Here is a 17050-nt window from a genome sequence, read left to right on the forward strand (position 1 = left end):
TAAAAAGCTATTATTGATATAATGATAGCTTTTTTAAGGAGATAAATTTGCCACTTTCAAAGTTAAATAGCGATCAGTTAAAAGCTGCCACAGCACCTTTTGGAAACAATCTTATCATAGCAAGTGCAGGTACTGGAAAAACTTCAACCATAGTTGCAAGGATAGCTCATCTTTTAAACAATGCAATTAGGCCAAACGAAATCTTGCTTCTTACTTTTACAAATAAAGCTGCAACTGAGATGAAAAGTAGGCTAGAGTGCTATTTTGATAAAAATATAATTGATGAAATCACTGCGGGAACTTTTCACTCTGTCTCATACTCGCTTTTAAAAAAACTAGATAAAAAAGTTGCTATAAAACAACCAAGTGAGTTAAAAATTTTATTAAAATCATTAGTAGAAAGAAGAAAATTTGGGCATATTAGCGATGTTAAACCGTATTCTGGAGCTTATTTATATGATATATACTCATTTTTTCAAAATAAAATTGTAGGGGAAAGTTTTGTTGATTGGTTTTGTAGAAATTATGAAGATCAAGCTATATTTAGTGAAATTTATGAAGATATTTTAAATGAATTTGAGGCTCAAAAATCCAAATTTGGTTATGCTGATTTTAATGATTTGCTAATTAAGATGAAGCACGAGCTAAAAAAAGGTGCACCTTTAAAATTTGCTGAAATTTTAGTAGATGAGTATCAAGATACAAACACGCTTCAAGGAAGTTTGATTGATTCATTTAATACAAGAAGTTTATTTTGTGTAGGGGACTTTGACCAAAGTATATACGCTTTTAATGGTGCAAATATTGAAATAATTGGCACTTTTAAGGATAGATACAAAGATGCTAAAATTTATGCTTTAAATATAAATTATCGTTCAACTAAAGGAATTTTAGCTCTTGCAAATAAGGTCATCCAAAACAACCCCCGCCTTTATGAAAAGCATCTTGTTGTGGGTAGAGATGAGGAATTTAAAAATCCAAAGCTTTTAATTTTTGATGAGCAATTCATCCAGTATCAAAACATAGCACAAATGATTAAAAATAGTAATTACAGTGCTAAAAATATAGCTGTTGTTTTTAGAAACAACTCAAGTGCTGATGGAGTTGAAGCGTGTTTAAGAGAGATTGGTGTGAGTTCTAAAAGAAAAGGCGGGATTAGTTTTTTTGAAAATAAAGAGATAAAAACTTTAATAAATTTCATTGGAATTTTAATAAATCCAAAGGATATTATGGCTTTTATGCAGCTTTTTGAGTTTACAAAAGGCATAGGAAGTGCTACGAGCAAGGAAATTTATGAAGCTTTAAGTAGTTTGGGGGATGGAAATTTAATAAATGGTTTTTTAAATCCAAATAGGAGTGCTAAAATTTATACGCCCAAGAAAAAAAGCTATCAATTAGGGCTTTTTGATGAGTTTGATAATACTTTAGAAGGTCAAAGATTTAGCCATTTAAATATCAATAGCGAGTTTCTTACTCATCCTGCTTTAAGATATCAAAAAATTAGCGATGACGGTGCTATTATGATGTTTCGAATTTACACACTTTTTTTAAATTTAAAGAATTTAAAAGATTTAAATTCTATCTTAAGAGAGATTGTAAATTCACCTGCTTATATAAGCATCGCAGATGGTATCGCCACAAAAAAAGCAACAATGAAAAATGGCAAGGTAAATTTAGAATTAAAAGATAATCTTTTTAAAAAAATTTTTCAAAAAGCTGAAATTTTAATAAATATGTCAAAAAACTATAAAGATATCTACACTTTTTATAACTTTTTGACGCTTGGAAATAGTGAAATGAGTGAGGGCAAGGGTGTAAATTTATTAAGCATACACGCTAGTAAGGGACTTGAGTTTGATCTAGTTTTTGTGGTAGATTTAGCACAAAATCGCTTTCCAAATTCAAAATTAATGGCAATGGGTGGAAGCATTGAAGAAGAAAGAAGGCTTTTTTATGTCGCAGTTACGAGAGCTAAAGATGAGCTAATTTTAACCTATGCCAAAAAAGATAAAATCAAAAAAACCTCATATGAACCAAGCCAGTTTTTGATTGAAGCGGGACTAGTTAGAGGATGAAGCAGTTTTTGCTTTTCTTATATATATTTTTGATATAATAGCTTTATATTTTTTAATAAAGGAGACAGAATGAAATTTAGAGTCGAAAAAGACACAATGGGTGAAATTAAGGTTCCATATGACTGCTACTGGGCTGCACAAACTCAAAGGAGTTTTGAAAATTTTAAAATAGGCATTGAAAAAATGCCATCTGAATTAATCAAAGCTTTTGCTATCTTGAAAAGATCAGTAGCAAAGGTAAATAACGAACTTAAGAAGCTAGATGATACGAAAACAAACGCTATTATCAAAGCTTGCGATGAGATAATAGAGGGCAAACTTGATGGAAATTTCCCTTTAGCTATCTGGCAAACAGGAAGCGGAACTCAAACAAATATGAATTTAAATGAAGTTATTGCCAATAGAGGAACTGAAATTTTAGGTGGAAATTTTAGAGAAAAAAGATTAATCCACCCAAATGATGATGTTAATATGGGACAAAGCTCAAACGATACTTTCCCATCAGCTATGCATATAGCAGCTGTTTTAGAAATAACTGACAAGCTTTTACCAAGTTTAGAAAAACTTAAAAACTCATTTTTAAATAAAGAAAAAGAGTTTATGGATATCGTAAAAATCGGTAGAACCCATCTTCAAGATGCAACACCTTTAACTTTAGGGCAGGAATTTAGCGGATATAGATCGATGCTAGAGCATTCATACACTCAAATTGAAAAAAGCTTAGATGATTTAAGAGAATTAGCTCTTGGTGGAACTGCTGTTGGAACAGGCATTAACGCCCATCCAAAGCAAGGTGAATTAGTAGCAGATGAGCTTACTAAATTTAGTGGTAAAAAGTTTATCACAGCACCAAATAAATTCCACGCCCTAACTAGTTATGATGCTTTAGTATTTTCAAGTGGTGCATTAAAAGCACTTGCGTCAAATTTGATGAAAATAGCAAATGATATTAGACTTTTAGCTTCAGGTCCAAGGTGCGGAATAGGTGAAATTAATATCCCTGCAAACGAACCAGGTAGCTCAATTATGCCAGGAAAAGTAAATCCAACTCAGTGTGAAGCTGTAACAATGGTAGCAGTGCAAGTTCATGGAAATGACGCAGCGATTGGCTTTGGTGCGAGTCAGGGAAATTTTGAACTAAATGTTTATAAACCAGTTATAATTTATAACTTTTTACAATCAGTTAGACTTTTAAGCGATGTTATGGATAGTTTTAGAATACACTGCGTTGATGGAATTACGCCAAATTTAGAAAAAATTGAGCATAATCTTAAAAATTCTTTAATGCTTGTAACTGCACTAAATCCATATATCGGATATGAAAATGCTGCAAAAGTAGCTAAAACTGCATTTAATGATAACTCAAGCCTCAAAGAAGCTGCAATTAAGTTAAATTTACTAAGTGAAGAGGAATTTGATAAATACGTAGATCCAAAAAATATGATAAAGCCAAAAGAATAAATTTGAAGTAGGAATTCCTACTTCAAAAATATTAAAAATATATTTTAAAAAAAGCAGATAAAATCAACTGCTAATATGTGCAAAACTTTTAATTTAAATTATGCAACATTAGATAATTAAAAAATTAGAGGCTATTTAAATTTTTGACAAATTTAGCATTTTATTGGATGTATTAAATAGAGCATTCGCTAAAAATAATGCCAATGGTTGCTAGATGAAAATGAATTACAAGCCATTGTAACAAATATAGTATAGAGATAGAGAAAATATAGAGATTTTAGATTATAAAAATTTTTCTATTTATAACATTAAAACTCAGGTGAAAGAAAAAAGAATTTAGATTTTCTAAATAAAAAGGTGATTTTATATATACGCCTAAATTTTAGTGATTGGGTTGTTATAAAAAATGTCAAAGATGGCGTATAAGTTATAAATTGCGTCAATAAAAATTTTTGCAAATAACCATATATAAATCTTTTTTATGAACAGTGAAAATTTTATATTTTGCAGATTAATCGCTCAAATATTAAATCAAATTTGATATTTTTTATTGCAGAAAAAGATGCTAAATTTTAGAAAAACAATGTAAAAGAGTATAAAGCTCAGTGGCAAAATTATTTATATAAACGTCTCTTTGCTAATTTTGGCATAAAAATGTTTTTGGTGGATTTTTAAATTTATGAAATACCCTGATAGTTATAAACGGTGGCCTTAAAAGCAAAAATAAGTTTAATTATCAATGTAATTTAAAATTTAGGGTTAAAATGAAGAGAAAATTTATTTTGAATTTAAAAGTGCTGGTTTTGACATTATGCTAAATAATAAACAAATATATTAAAAGAGAAAGTAGGATTTTTCGTTGAGATGAGATTTCTATATTTTAATCTTTTGGCGGCTGAGTTGGGCTAAATTTATTCTGTTTTGTTTAGGAGTTGGATAAAATTATATTTTTATTTTTTAAACAAAGGTTTTTAAATTTAAAAATCAATACTTTGATTATCTTCTATAAATTTACCCTCATAACCAGTAGTTTTTATAACATCCAATAAACTCTGCTTCGTAGCACCTTCATTGGTTATAATTTTTACTTTTTTATCATTAAGTGTGGCTCTTGCTTCTACTGCACCATCGACTTTCAAAATAGCACCTCTAACCATCGCAGTGCAAAGAGGGCAGTGCATACCATCAACTTTGATTTCATATATTTTTTCTGCAAATAAAAAATTTATTAAAATAATTAAAATTATAAATTTACGAATAAAAACCACCTAAAATTTCAGGATAAAAAAGTATAAAAATAAAAATCAAAAATAGCATTAATAAAACTAAATAATTTAAAATTTTAACTTTTCTTGATATCATAAAACAATCATTACATCTTCTTATAAATCTAAAATATACAAATAAAGTAAAAAATAAAAATGCAATAAAACTTAAAATCCATCTATATTTGATTGGTGGATCAAACATAATCAATATCGAAAAAGAAGAGCCAAAAAGTAAAAATATCAAAGTTGGCAAACAACAACTAGTCGCTAGCAATGCACTTATAAAAGCACTTATTATAAGCCAAATTCCATATTTTTTTTATTAGAATTTGACTCTTTTTTATAGTTTGATTGATTCATATTGGTAGCTAAAATTCTTTGCGTCATAGTAGTTTTGAACATACCCATTAACATCTGCATATGGATATCCGAAGTTATTTAAAGGCTCGATATATGGCTTTGGTTTTAGTGTAAAATCTCTGCCCATATTATAAGCTATCCAGCACATCTCCCAATTTCCGAATAAATATTTTCGAATTTTCCTTATTTTCTCATCATCGTTTGTCAATTTTTCAGCCAGTCTTACCTTTGTAACATCAGCAGGATCTACAGGTATCCATCCATACCCTTTTAGATAAAATTCAGCTCTACAATGTTGAGCATTTGTGATTATAGCTTTTCCATCTTTACCGCTTCCCATAGAAGGTGAAATTTTACTCTCGCCAACTCTTATGTCAAAAATCTCTCTTGCTGGAATTCCTATACTTCTACAAAGAGCCACAAAAACTGAATTTATATCGGTGCATTTTCCACTAAGTTTTTAGCTTTCTAGAATTTTCTTTGCATCGCCAACACCGCACTCAATAACGCTTTCATCGCGTTGCATTGTATTAGTCACCCAAATATAAATCGCTCTAGCTTTCTCCAAATCACCATTTATGCCTTTTTGTGATTAAATTAGCCTTTTCTCTTACAATTCCATCGATTTGTATAGTATTTGTTGGCTCTAAAAATTTAGCAATTTCTGGAGTAAATTTTTCATTCTCATTGTAATTAACTTTTGAAAAATCAGTATTTCTTTTAGTTGTAGCGACTTTAAATTTAGTTGTAATTGTTGGATTATCTTTGCTAAATTTAGCATATAATGTCGGCATAACAAAATCACTCATATAAATTTCATCATAATTTCCACTATTTTTTATATTGCTTATTAAGTTTTGATAATCAGAGTTTAAAGGAAGTGGAAGCCAAAGTTTGGTCTCTTTTTCTTTTTTTTAAGATATTGTGAATTAAAGTGATGTTGAAATGTTTAGCTTTTTGTTGCTCTTTGCTATTTGCCAATACCTCGCTAGGAACAATACCAACCTCACTAGCCATTAAAGTGCTACCTATTAAAAAATTTCTTCTATTTATTTAAATTTGTTAATCAAACCTTGATTTTTATGTTAAATTATAATTATTTTATCCTTAATCTTCACTTACTGTTTTAGTGTTATCAAATAAAGATTCAATTTGCAAGAATTATAAATTTAATCTTTCAAATCTATCCTTAGCTATTTTTGCGATATCTTCTTCATAATCATAAAAAGTAAATGTAGCCCCGTGTTGAATTGTTCCATCTAACAAATCCCCACCTTGGCGGTTTTTCAAATCAATTTCTGCAACTTTAAAACCATCTAAAGTATTAGCAAATTCTCTTAATCTCAAAGGTGGCTCTTTTAATTTAGTAAAAAGGTAACACCATCCTTTTCCTCCCTTTCTACCAACCCTACCGCGAAGCTGATGAAGTGTAGCAAGTCCCATTCTCTCAGGTGCTACAACGACTATGATGCTAAGTCTTGGAAGTGAAATTCCTACTTCAACAACAGTTGTTGTTAGTAAAATATCGCCTTCATCTCTAAATTTAGTTAAAATCTCCTCTTTTTGCTTATCTCCGCCATGAGTTAAATAGACATTATTAAAATTTTTATACCAAAAATTTGAACCTTCATTTAAACTTTGATAATTTAAAACTTCACTCTCTTCAACCAAAGGATAGACAATAATTGCTTGTTTTCCTTTTGAAATTTCATCTTTTATATGAGTTATCATAGAAGCAAAATTTGCGGAATTTGTAATGATAGTTTGGATATCTTTTTTAAAAGGCATCTGTTTTAAAAAACTTTGCTCAACTAAATTTGAGTTAATCATCGTCATAGTTCTAGGAATAGGAGTTGCACTAAACTGCAAAAAGTGGCTCGAAAATTTATCATCTTTTGTTAGTTTATTTATTTGATTTCGTTGATTTGATCCAAAACGGTGCTGTTCATCAACCATTATTAAATTTGCTTTAGGTAAATTTTGATATAACAAAACATGAGTTCCTATTATTAAATTTATGCCACTAAAATCTATATCTTTATCGCCACTTTTTACTAATAAAACATTCATAAATTTAGGCAAAAGACTCATAGCTTCATCGTAAATTTGTTGTGCTAAAATGCTTGTTGGAGCCATTAAAATTGCAGTATTTGGATACACCATTAAGGCTGAACCTAACATAATAAGAGTTTTGCCACTTCCTACATCGCCCATAATAACTCGCCTTGAAGCAATTGTGCTTAAAAAGTCATTTTTTATATCTAAAAGTGCGTTTTTTTGATCATTTGTCGGCTTAAAAGGTAGGTTTTTAATCCAGTTAGAAATATCATAAATTTCAAATTTTCTAGCCTTAAAAACAAACTTTTTTTTGTTAAGTTTTTTCATATAGTTAAAAATTTCTATAAATTTTAAAATTTCTAAACCCTTTTTGTTATTATTTAAATTTTTGATTAAATTTACGCTATTTTTACTATTTTTATGTAAATTTAGTAGAAAATTTGCCTCGCCTTCACTTAATCCTTCAGCCACTAAATCATCAAATTTAAGATTTTCATCTATTAAGTTTTTAACCTTTTCATCTTTTAAGCTTAATTTATATTTTGGTAAAATTTGCCCTATTTTTGTAACTATTTTTGGATTTATAAATTGCCAAGTGTTAGCATAAATGCTCGATTTGCCATTTATAAAAATTTTTTTTTCAGATTTAAAAGCACTAAAATGCCATGGTTTTGCATTAAAAATAGAAATTTTTATATCCATTTTCCAAGTTATACAAAAAGCCATAATGCTTAAAATAGAGCCTCTGTTTTGCTGAAACCTACACTCTATTTCAACCGTATTTTCGCCTTCATTTGGTTCATTACTCAAGGTTAAATCATCAAAGCTTTTTGGCAACAGTAAAGCTAAGTCAATAGCAGTTTTAACTCCTAATTTTTCTAACTCTTTATCAAAAAACATTTTAATTATTATTTGAAATTACCGCAAATGAGAGCTTTAAAATTTCATTATGGCTTTTGATAAATTCATTCAATTCATCAAGACTTAAATCTCTAATACGCTCTAAATTTCTCTCAAATTCTCCAAATTCAAGACCTTGATAAAATTCATTCTGTCTTATGGCAACTCTTTGAAACATTGTTTCTTTTTGTAAAGGAACGTTTCCAAGTAAAAAATTTTTAGCTTGCATAAATTCTTCATCACTCACACCATCTTTTACAAATTTTTCAAACTCAGACTTTATTAGATTTATAGCACCTTGTTTATTTTCATTTTTTGTTTGCATATAGCCCCAAATTTTAGATAAACTAAGGTTAAAATCACTTCTGGCATAAACAGAATAAGCAAGCCCTTGTTTTACACGAATTTCTTCCATTAGCCTACTTCCAAATCCACTACTTCCTAAAATAAAAGTAGCAACATTGGCCATAAATTTATCAGAATTTTCTACATAAAAAGGGGCACCAAAATATATATAAGCTTGCTCACTTTGTTTTTTGATTTCATTTTTTGTGCATAAATCGCTAGTTTTTATAAATTCTAAATTTCTTTTTTTTCCATTTTTAAAAACATCTAAAATTTCATTGAAATTTATACTTTTTTCATCCACATCACCTGCTAAAACAATATATAAATTCTCTAAATTTAATAAATCTAAAAAATCTTTTATATCATTTAAATTTATATCTTGTATGCTTTCAGGAAGTCCTATTAAAGGAGCAATGTAACGTGAATTTGAATGAAGCAAAGCATCTAAATTTGTCTTAGCAAGGTAGTCAAAGTCATTTTCATTAACTAAAATTTCAGCTAAAGTTTGTTCTTTTAATTTACCTAAAATTTTTTCATCAAAATTTGGATCTTTTAACAACTCGCAAAGTTTTAAAAAAGCATAATCAAAATGCTCTTTTAAAGAATTAATCTCAATTCCAAATGCCTCAAATCCTACATATGAATGGATATCAATTGCTTTTATCTCTAAATCTTTGCAAAATTTACCAACGCCTAAAGTCTTAGTGCCTTCACTTAGAATTTTTGCACAAATCTTAGCAAGCCCATACTTTTTTTCAGAACAAATTCCACTAGCTCTAAAAACTAGTTTAAAATTTACAACTGGCATAGAGTTATCAAATTCATAAAGAAGTGGAATTTCTATATTTTTATAATTTAAATTTATCTTTTTCATGCGTATCTTTCTAAAATATCGTAATTTGTATTTCTTTTGGCCGGAATTTCACCAGCGTCTTTTATAAGTTCTATTAGCTCATCTGCATTCATTCTAAACGAAGCACCTGCGGCTTTTACAACGTTTTCCTCCATCATAGTTGATCCCATATCATTTGCTCCAAATTTAAGTGCAAGTTGTCCAATTAAGCTACCTTGAGTAACCCAACTGCTTTGGATATTTTTAAAATTATCTAAAAACAACCTTGAAACTGCTAAGAGTCTTAAATATCTATTAGAAGAAGCTTTCATGATGTCTGGATATTTTTCTAAAAGTTTTGTATTTTTACCTTGAAAACTCCACAAAATAAATGCCCTAAAACCGCCTGTTTCATCTTGCAAATCCCTTAAATATTTAAAATGTTCTACAATCTCACGAGTTGTCTCAACTGTCCCAAACATCATAGTTGCTGTTGTTTTCATACCTATTTCATGAGCTTCTTTGTGAATTCTAAGCCAAGTATTGGTATCACATTTTTTAGGTGCTATAATATCCCTAACCCTATCGCTTAACACTTCAGCACCCGCTCCTGGTATGCTATAAAGACCTTTTTTCTGAAGCCTTTGTAAAACTTCTTTTGTTGAAATTTTACTAATCTTAGCAATATAAGCTATCTCAACAGCTGAAAATCCGTGAATTGTAATGGTTGGATAATGTTTTGCTATGTATTCAACTAAATCCTCATACCACTCAATTTTTAGTTTTGGATGAACACCTCCTTGAAACAAAATTTGAGTTCCGCCTACTTCAATTAGCTCTTCTATTTTTTTGCCTATTTCTTCAAAACTCAAAAGATATGCATCGCTTTCATTTACATGACGATAAAACGCACAAAATTTACAATCAACCCAGCATGTGTTTGTGTAGTTTATATTTCTATCTATAATAAAAGTTGTAATTTTTTTAGGATGAAGTTCTAACTTTTTATCAAATGCCATTTTTCCAAGATCACTAAGCTCTGCATTTTCTATTAAATCAATCGCTTCATCTACGCTTAATCTACTCAAGTTTAACCTTTCATTGCTTTTTAATTTTATTATCCCTAATGATAACTAAAATTTTATAATATTGGCGAAATTTTAACCCAATATATTAACATAAAAATATATAAATTTGGTTAAATTTATGTTTTATAGACTAAATTTTTATAAATTTGGTTAATTTTATGTCTTATTGTGGTGGCAAGGCATCTTTTATAATCCCTTTAACCTCTTTTATAGCGTCTTCATCTTTTTTAATAGCCTCTCTTAATATAAAACTGGCCTCAATTATAGCGTAAAGCTCAGGCTTGGTTGTTCGCCATCTTTGTAAAGTTCTAGTTGTTATTCTTAAAATTCTTGCTTTGTCTTGTTGGGTGTATTTCATAAGTGATAAATTATCAGTTTATTTATTAAAAATTAAGAATTTATTTCGTATAATAACAAGTAAAACTAATTTAAAATATGTAAGTTTAAGAAAGTAGAAAAATGAATCAATTAAAACAAAAACAGCTAAAAGAGTTTTATGAAGTTAAATTTTCTAATGAAAATTTAAAAAATTTATGCTCAGATTTTTCAATGCCATTACTTTTAGATGTTACAAATTTAAATACATATATTGTGGTTATAGGGCAAGAAGCTGTTAAATGGGGAAACATAGATGAATTTAAAAAACAAGGTGTAGATTTTGCTATGAATTTTTATTTAAATTTTATGGATAATAAAAAAGGAAAATGGTTAAGAAGTCCTTTTTGGAAATATCTTAAAAATTTAGATGAAAATGCGGTTTGGAATAACATTATTAAATTTGATAAAGGTGTTAGCACAAATAAACTAGATGAAGATACAATAAAAAACCTTATCCAGTTTCATAAAGGAATTTTAGCTAAAGAAATTGAGATTTTAAAGCCAAAAGTTGTAGTATTTTTTACAGGACCAAACTATGACTATTTACTCAATGCAGTTTTAGAAACCACTTCAAAAGAACTTCAAGTTGAAATTCCTAATTTCAATCAAAGGCATTTTTGTAAGCTAAATCTTGCAAATTGTAAAGGTTTTGAAAATTTTAAAGGAAAAGCATTTAGAACTTATCACCCAAGATTTTTAAGAAGAATGCTTAACAATAATTATTTCAATAAACAATCAAAAGAAATTTCAGAAAATATAGTTAATTATTTAAAAAATAAAATTTAAGGAGATGTTATGAAAAAAGTATTATTTTTATCGCTTATCTGCGTTAATTTGTTTGGGTTTTTTGGTGACAATGATATAAATAAGGTAAAAAATGGCACTTTAAATTTTGATGAAAGTGCAACAATTGGAGATGCTATAGATAACTACCAAATGTGCGAAAAAGTTGAATGGGCAAAATTTACAACAGACAATGGAAGGGATATAGTTCAAGCTGATTGTGATATAACAAAAGCTTATACTTCAAAAGCTATGGAATGGATGAAAAGTAATGACAAAGTAGCAAAAAGAGAAGTTCAAAAAATTCAAAAAGCAAAGATAATCTTTCAGTTTGTTCTAAATAAAAACAATGATGATTTTAGGATTGAATTTTTTGGCATTCAAGAAGAACTTACTAACGAAGAACCATTTGATATACCTTTAAATGAATACTATTTAAAAGCAATCTATAACAATGAAGCTTTTAATTTAAATAATATTATATATGAAACTTTAACTATTAAATTTCTCATGAAAGGATAGCAAGTAATTGCTATCCTTTTACTCTTAATTGTGTTTAATAAAAACTATCTTAAATTATATTTACTTTTGTAAATGTTTGCATTTTTATATTATTTTTCTATCTTTGCTTTTATACTCTTTACAAAAAACAGCTAGAAAAAGCTCTATAATACCAAAGTAGCAAATCGCTAATTTGATTATATTTCCACCAAACTTACTATCTTTTATCCATAAAACCAAAACTTTATCACCATAATTTAAACTCTCCATCTTAAACACTTTACCATCAGCTTTGAAATTTAGCTTAGTTTGTATTTAGTATCATTTTACCGCTTCTAATCATAGCTGTATTTTAAATTTAAATTGTATTTTGAATTTTCTATACCATAAAAAGCATCTTTTAGATTAAAATCAAGTCTTAAAAGCAAAATTTCAATATTTGCTATAATTGATTTTGGTTTGATTCTTGATGGGCGATTATGAAAAATATCGTTTCTTGCTTTTCTTATCCTTGATAATGTATTTAAAAAATGCTCTTTTGTTCCATAGCATGGTAAATCTTGATTTTTATATTTTTTCGTATCTGCAAAAATAGGCTTAAAATCAGCCCAATGATTTTTTATGACATTTTCTAAATCCCCAAAAGTAAAAAGATCTAAAACTTCATAACTTGTTGTGCTATTTAGGTCTAAATTTGATCTTTGCATATTAATCACTCTTTGTGTTTTATTTACAAGCCAAGGATTGTTTGGATTTTTAAACCAGTCATCGTTTGAGTTTTTATCAGAACTATAATTATTTGATAAAACAATAGCCATTTTACTCCTAAGTGCTGTTTCAAAAATATGTATAAATAAAAACAGTATATGATGAGTTTTTATTCGTTTATTGTAGATAGAGATTACAAAATCAAATATATTTTCTATTTTTTTATCTTTGTGGTTTTTTATAAAAATCCCAGCTTCCTTACATGAGCCAAGTAGATAGCCATTGTGCAACAAAGAGATTGAATTTTTAAGTTTATCAAAGCCTTTTATACCAAAGCTTTCATCAAAACCAAGATTTTCATAAATTTTTTGATAAGTATGGTTTTTTAGATACATTTATAAAACCTTTATAATTTTTATTGTATAATGGCGTCAGTTTGGAAATCTCATCGCCATGACTTAGGCGAGTACCTTTTTAGGCTGGTATTCCAAACTCTTTTATTTTTAATTTTACTTTTTTCTTAATAAATTTACGCTACTTCGTTATCTCTCCACCACAACCTTACCATCTTTTATGCATAAAATTTTAACTTTATCGCCATCTTTTAAACCATTTTTTAAAAGCAAGTCTATATCATCGCTTTGCCAAAGTGTGCCTTTAAAATATACCATACCTTGTTTAATCTCGCCAACTCCGCTTTCGTCTAAAAAGTTATCTTTATATTTATCACTACTTTTATGAAAAAGCCTATTTAAAGGCTTTTTAAAACTAAAAAGTAAAACAAAAGATAGTAAAAATGAAGCTAAAATTTGCCACTGCCATTCAAAATCAATTATAAAATTTAAAGCCCCTATTATGATAAACCCAAGTCCAAAAAACAAAAGCACAAAATTCATCAAAAATAGCTCTAGCACGCATAAAGCAGCTCCAATGCTTAGCATTATTAATGGATCTATCACTTTTTATCCTTGTTTAAAAACTCTTTTACTAAGCTTAAGCTTCCGATTAACTCAGTTACTTCATAAGGGATTAAAACTTTATCTTTACTTTGAGATTTTGATAGCTCATTAAAAGCACTAATTCTTTCCTTTGCTAAAAGATACTCAGCTGCAAATTTAGACTCACTCATTGCTAAATTTAGATTATGCATCGCAACTTTTTGCCCTTCAGATATAGCAATTTCTTCATATTTTTTAGCATCAGCCATTCTCTCAATCGCTTCAGCTTCTAGCACTTTTTCTTGCTTTAAAGCTTCAGCATTTAAAATTAAAGCTTCTTTTTCGCCTTGAGCTTTTAACTCAATTGCTCTTTTTTCTCTTTCAGCCTTCATCTGTAAATTCATCGCTTCTTCAATCTCTTTAGGAACTGAAATTTCAGCTATCTCAACTCTCATTATCTTTACACCCCAGTTATCAGCTGCCCCTGCTAAAGCTACTTGAAGTGCTGCATTTAGTTTATCTCTTGATGAGAGTGAGTCATCTAAGCTCATAGCTCCTATTTCGCCTCTTAGAGTCGTCATAGCTAAATTTGAAATAGCATCTTTATAATCTTCTACATTATAATAAGCCTTTTTAGCTTCAACTATTTTTATATACACTATCCCATCAACTGCGATATTAACATTATCTTTTGTGATAACTTGCTGTTTTGTGATATCAACAAGCTGCTCTCTGGCTGTTAAAACTGCTCTAACTCTATCAATTATAGGGATTATCACGTGAAATCCACCATCTAACACTCTATGAAATTTACCAAGTCTTTCTATGATATATAAGTCAGACTGTGAAACTATCTTGATGCAAGATTTTAAAAACAAAGCTATAAAAATACAAATTATAGCTATTAGAATAATTAAATTTTCCATTTTTTAGTCCTTAATTTAAAATAATTATCAATTATATCAAAAATTTATTAAAATTTAGCTATCAAATTTAATCAAACTTTTAGTAAATTTCAACTATAATTTGACATTTTTTAGAAGGAGCTTACTATGAATAAAATATGCTTAGCACTTGCTTTAACTTCGTCTTTTTTGATTGCTAATTCTTTAGAACAAATTCGTAAAGATAAAGTTTTAAGAGTTGGCGTTCATGCTGCTCGCCCGCCATTTTCAAATTTAGAAAATGGTAATTTAGATGGTTTTGAAATCCAACTAGGTAAAGCTTTAGGCGATGCTATTTTTGAAGGTGATAAAAACGGGGGGAGTGTTAAATTTATAACCTTTGATTTGAATCAAAGAATTAATGCTTTGGTGGATAATAAAGTCGATATTATGCTTGGAAGTTTTTCTATAACTGAAGATAGATCAAAAATAATTGATTTTTCAATGCCATATTTAAGCGTAAATTTAGCTGTTTTAACAAACAAAAAATCAAATATTAAAAATTTATCACAACTAAGAGATAAAATAATAGGCGTTGAAAAGTCATCAACTGCTGATATATTTTTCTCTAGCAAAGGCTATAAGATCGATTATTGCGGTAACACAACCCAATGCTATCAAAAGGTAAAAAGTGGTGAAATCGATGGTTTTGCGGATAATAACACTGCTGTTTTAGTTTATGAAATTTTAGATTCAAGCGTTGAAGTTGGGGTTTTAAATGCTGGACCTGCTGCATTTATAGGAGTTGGTGTTCAAAAAGGAAATAATGAGCTTTTGGATTTTATAAATAAACAAATAATATTTTTAAATAAAAGTGGCTTTTTTAGAAACGCTTATGAACAAACTTTTGTTCCATTTTATAAAGGAAAAGCAGATAAAAAATATTTTTTACTTGATGAATTGTATAAATTTTTATAATTATATGGTTGGTTTTAATATAATTAGCTAAAATCAACTATAAAATCATATATTTAAATTTGATTAAATTTAAATCTTAGATATAAAAATCAGACTATAAAGAAATTTTATGAATAAATATTTAAAACTCTTAAAATCAAATAAAACTATTAGAATTCTATCATCAATTCAACTAATTTGCTATTTTGGTGCCTGGTTTAGCCATGTTGGAATTTTTACTTTACTATTAGAGTTAAAAGCTAATACTTGGATGATAGGACTTAGTGCAGCTATGGCTTTTATTCCAAGCGTTATAATGGCTCCATTTTCAGGCGTTATTATAGATAAATTTAAAGCATTTCCTCTTTTTATGAGTTTTATGATTATAGAGGCTATAAGTGTTTTAATGCTTTTACTAATAGACTCTTTGGATCTATTTTGGCTTTTACAAATTTTAATATTTATAAGAATGGGCGTGACTGGAATTTATTTTCAAGTAGAGATGAGCTTACTCCCTAAAATTTTAAATAACGACGAACTTCGTTTAGCAAATGAAATTCACTCTATAATTTGGGCTTTATCTTATACTTTAGCAATGGCATTAGCTGGATTTTATATAGATTATTTTGGAGTATATAACTCGTTTTTATTTGATTTTATTTTGTATTTAATTGGTATTTTTTTATTAACAAAATTAAATATAAAAGAAGAAAAATCTCAAATAAATTTAAAAACTTTTGAAATGATAAAAGATGGAATTTTATATTTAAAATCAAATCCATTACTTCTAAATTTAATGATAATACACGGTTTTGTTGCTGTAACTTCATACGATACTTTAATTAGTATTTTAGCTGGAAACAACTATAAAAATATTTTAAGCATCTCTTTAGTGATTGGACTTTTAAATACTTTTAGAGCTTTTGGACTTATAATCGGTCCTATAGTTTTAAGCAAATTAGTAAATACAAAAGTTGTATTTATTTTATTTATAACTCAAGGCATAGGCTTAATAATCTGGGCTTTATTACAATTTAATTTTTATCTAAGTTTTATAGGATTGTTTTTAACAGGATTTAGTACCTCAACTATTTGGTCTTATACTTATACATTAGTTCAAACTCATTCAAAAAAAGAATTTTATGGCAGAGTTATGGCGTATTGCGATATGATATTTTTAGGAATTGCTGCTATTACGTCTATATTAACTGGAATTTTATATGATTTAGGTCTTGATACTTTTGATATAACTTGTTTGTTTGGTCTTCACTTCATAATTTCTGCATTTTACTATAAAAGAATTTTAAATAAAATATAGAAATAATTTATTTTATCAAGCAAATAAATTTACTTGATAGATTACATAAAATTCAATAATTAGCTAATTTAAGGGTTAAATTTAATATTTAAAATACAAAAATATTAATTAATAGAATAAAAATAATTTGTTTTATTAAAATAAAAGACGCAAATATGAGATGTTAAATTTATAAACCCAATTTCAATATATT

Annotated in this window: 19 protein-coding genes; 7 read left to right on the forward strand and 12 right to left on the reverse strand. The window is 28.1% G+C overall.

Features of this window, described 5'->3' with window-relative positions:
• The first annotated feature begins 47 nt into the window (after positions 1–47).
• Together F1B92_RS05275 and fumC are read left to right on the forward strand one after the other, a co-directional pair.
• Positions 48–2075, forward strand: a complete 2028-nt coding sequence (locus tag F1B92_RS05275) for an ATP-dependent helicase (protein ID WP_154570828.1) — start codon at positions 48–50, stop codon at positions 2073–2075.
• A 69-nt stretch (positions 2076–2144) separates the two neighbouring features.
• Positions 2145–3536 carry a class II fumarate hydratase gene (fumC, locus tag F1B92_RS05280; RefSeq protein WP_154570829.1) on the forward strand — a complete coding sequence of 464 codons (1392 nt, stop codon included), beginning with the start codon at positions 2145–2147 and terminating at the stop codon, positions 3534–3536.
• Between the two features lie 977 nt (positions 3537–4513).
• Here fumC and F1B92_RS05285 read toward each other — a convergent pair.
• Positions 4514–4804 carry a heavy-metal-associated domain-containing protein gene (locus tag F1B92_RS05285; RefSeq protein WP_326833103.1) on the reverse strand — a complete coding sequence of 97 codons (291 nt, stop codon included), beginning with the start codon at positions 4802–4804 and terminating at the stop codon, positions 4514–4516.
• Positions 4805–4986: 182 nt separating this feature from the next.
• On the opposite strand from F1B92_RS05285, the gene F1B92_RS05290 reads away from it, so the two are divergent.
• A complete protein-coding gene (locus tag F1B92_RS05290) occupies positions 4987–5130 on the forward strand; it encodes a hypothetical protein (RefSeq protein ID WP_154570830.1) in 144 nt (47 codons plus the stop codon).
• Between the two features lie 14 nt (positions 5131–5144).
• On the opposite strand, the gene F1B92_RS09175 is transcribed toward F1B92_RS05290, so the two are convergent.
• The 7 genes from F1B92_RS09175 to F1B92_RS05315 all read right to left on the reverse strand — a co-directional run bounded on the left by F1B92_RS09175 (position 5145) and on the right by F1B92_RS05315 (position 10748).
• Positions 5145–5585, reverse strand: coding sequence for a transglutaminase-like domain-containing protein (locus tag F1B92_RS09175; protein ID WP_326833104.1), 441 nt, complete (start codon positions 5583–5585; stop codon positions 5145–5147).
• A gap of 148 nt (positions 5586–5733) precedes the next feature.
• A complete protein-coding gene (locus tag F1B92_RS09180; RefSeq protein WP_229770940.1) occupies positions 5734–5973 on the reverse strand; it encodes a hypothetical protein in 240 nt (79 codons plus the stop codon).
• A 55-nt stretch (positions 5974–6028) separates the two neighbouring features.
• Positions 6029–6181 (reverse strand): hypothetical protein, encoded by a 153-nt coding sequence (locus F1B92_RS09185; RefSeq protein ID WP_229770941.1) that lies wholly within the window; start codon positions 6179–6181, stop codon positions 6029–6031.
• 144 nt (positions 6182–6325) lie between these two features.
• Complete coding sequence (recG, locus tag F1B92_RS05300; protein ID WP_154570831.1) at positions 6326–8122, reverse strand: ATP-dependent DNA helicase RecG; 1797 nt, start codon at positions 8120–8122, stop codon at positions 6326–6328.
• A 1-nt stretch (position 8123) separates the two neighbouring features.
• Complete coding sequence (locus F1B92_RS05305) at positions 8124–9344, reverse strand: M16 family metallopeptidase (RefSeq protein ID WP_154570832.1); 1221 nt, start codon at positions 9342–9344, stop codon at positions 8124–8126.
• On the reverse strand, positions 9341–10390 hold the full coding sequence (locus tag F1B92_RS05310) for a dehypoxanthine futalosine cyclase (RefSeq protein ID WP_154570833.1): 1050 nt from the start codon (positions 10388–10390) through the stop codon (positions 9341–9343). The genes F1B92_RS05305 and F1B92_RS05310 overlap by 4 nt, the downstream gene beginning before the upstream one ends.
• A gap of 163 nt (positions 10391–10553) precedes the next feature.
• Positions 10554–10748 (reverse strand): hypothetical protein, encoded by a 195-nt coding sequence (locus F1B92_RS05315; protein WP_154570834.1) that lies wholly within the window; start codon positions 10746–10748, stop codon positions 10554–10556.
• A 101-nt stretch (positions 10749–10849) separates the two neighbouring features.
• Between F1B92_RS05315 and F1B92_RS05320 the strand changes: the two genes are divergently transcribed.
• On the forward strand, positions 10850–11554 hold the full coding sequence (locus F1B92_RS05320) for a hypothetical protein (protein WP_154570835.1): 705 nt from the start codon (positions 10850–10852) through the stop codon (positions 11552–11554).
• A 9-nt stretch (positions 11555–11563) separates the two neighbouring features.
• The gene (locus tag F1B92_RS05325) at positions 11564–12073 is read left to right on the forward strand and encodes a hypothetical protein (protein WP_154570836.1); all 510 of its coding nucleotides are present in this window, start codon (positions 11564–11566) and stop codon (positions 12071–12073) included.
• A gap of 84 nt (positions 12074–12157) precedes the next feature.
• Here F1B92_RS05325 and F1B92_RS05330 read toward each other — a convergent pair whose 3' ends face one another.
• From F1B92_RS05330 to F1B92_RS05345, 4 genes are all read right to left on the reverse strand, one after another.
• Positions 12158–12322, reverse strand: a complete 165-nt coding sequence (locus tag F1B92_RS05330; protein ID WP_154570837.1) for a hypothetical protein — start codon at positions 12320–12322, stop codon at positions 12158–12160.
• 65 nt (positions 12323–12387) lie between these two features.
• Positions 12388–13155: an Abi family protein gene (locus F1B92_RS05335; RefSeq protein ID WP_154570838.1), complete on the reverse strand. Its 768-nt coding sequence runs from the start codon at positions 13153–13155 to the stop codon at positions 12388–12390.
• Positions 13156–13302: 147 nt separating this feature from the next.
• Complete coding sequence (locus F1B92_RS05340) at positions 13303–13719, reverse strand: NfeD family protein (protein ID WP_326833105.1); 417 nt, start codon at positions 13717–13719, stop codon at positions 13303–13305.
• Positions 13716–14624, reverse strand: a complete 909-nt coding sequence (locus F1B92_RS05345; protein ID WP_154570839.1) for an SPFH domain-containing protein — start codon at positions 14622–14624, stop codon at positions 13716–13718. Before F1B92_RS05345 ends, F1B92_RS05340 begins: the two co-directional genes overlap by 4 nt.
• A gap of 126 nt (positions 14625–14750) precedes the next feature.
• Between F1B92_RS05345 and F1B92_RS05350 the strand changes: the two genes are divergently transcribed.
• A complete protein-coding gene (locus tag F1B92_RS05350; RefSeq protein ID WP_154570840.1) occupies positions 14751–15560 on the forward strand; it encodes a transporter substrate-binding domain-containing protein in 810 nt (269 codons plus the stop codon).
• 109 nt (positions 15561–15669) lie between these two features.
• Positions 15670–16857, forward strand: coding sequence for an MFS transporter (locus F1B92_RS05355; protein WP_154570841.1), 1188 nt, complete (start codon positions 15670–15672; stop codon positions 16855–16857).
• The last annotated feature ends 193 nt before the right edge of the window (positions 16858–17050 follow it).

The organism is Campylobacter portucalensis (assembly GCF_009690845.1).
Classification (GTDB): Bacteria; Campylobacterota; Campylobacteria; order Campylobacterales; family Campylobacteraceae; genus Campylobacter_B; species Campylobacter_B portucalensis.

What these genes read in the sequence shown, in the direction of transcription:
- F1B92_RS05335 (WP_154570838.1), bottom strand. Translation starts at nt 13,155, where the DNA reads ATGTATCTAAAAAACCATACTTATCAAAAAATTTATGAAAATCTTGGT.
- F1B92_RS09185 (WP_229770941.1), bottom strand. Translation starts at nt 6,181, where the DNA reads ATGGCTAGTGAGGTTGGTATTGTTCCTAGCGAGGTATTGGCAAATAGC.
- F1B92_RS05345 (WP_154570839.1), bottom strand. Translation starts at nt 14,624, where the DNA reads ATGGAAAATTTAATTATTCTAATAGCTATAATTTGTATTTTTATAGCT.
- F1B92_RS05355 (WP_154570841.1), top strand. Translation starts at nt 15,670, where the DNA reads ATGAATAAATATTTAAAACTCTTAAAATCAAATAAAACTATTAGAATT.
- F1B92_RS05315 (WP_154570834.1), bottom strand. Translation starts at nt 10,748, where the DNA reads ATGAAATACACCCAACAAGACAAAGCAAGAATTTTAAGAATAACAACT.
- F1B92_RS05305 (WP_154570832.1), bottom strand. Translation starts at nt 9,344, where the DNA reads ATGAAAAAGATAAATTTAAATTATAAAAATATAGAAATTCCACTTCTT.
- fumC (WP_154570829.1), top strand. Translation starts at nt 2,145, where the DNA reads ATGAAATTTAGAGTCGAAAAAGACACAATGGGTGAAATTAAGGTTCCA.
- F1B92_RS05320 (WP_154570835.1), top strand. Translation starts at nt 10,850, where the DNA reads ATGAATCAATTAAAACAAAAACAGCTAAAAGAGTTTTATGAAGTTAAA.
- F1B92_RS09180 (WP_229770940.1), bottom strand. Translation starts at nt 5,973, where the DNA reads ATGAGTGATTTTGTTATGCCGACATTATATGCTAAATTTAGCAAAGAT.
- F1B92_RS05350 (WP_154570840.1), top strand. Translation starts at nt 14,751, where the DNA reads ATGAATAAAATATGCTTAGCACTTGCTTTAACTTCGTCTTTTTTGATT.
- F1B92_RS05325 (WP_154570836.1), top strand. Translation starts at nt 11,564, where the DNA reads ATGAAAAAAGTATTATTTTTATCGCTTATCTGCGTTAATTTGTTTGGG.
- recG (WP_154570831.1), bottom strand. Translation starts at nt 8,122, where the DNA reads ATGTTTTTTGATAAAGAGTTAGAAAAATTAGGAGTTAAAACTGCTATT.
- F1B92_RS05330 (WP_154570837.1), bottom strand. Translation starts at nt 12,322, where the DNA reads ATGGAGAGTTTAAATTATGGTGATAAAGTTTTGGTTTTATGGATAAAA.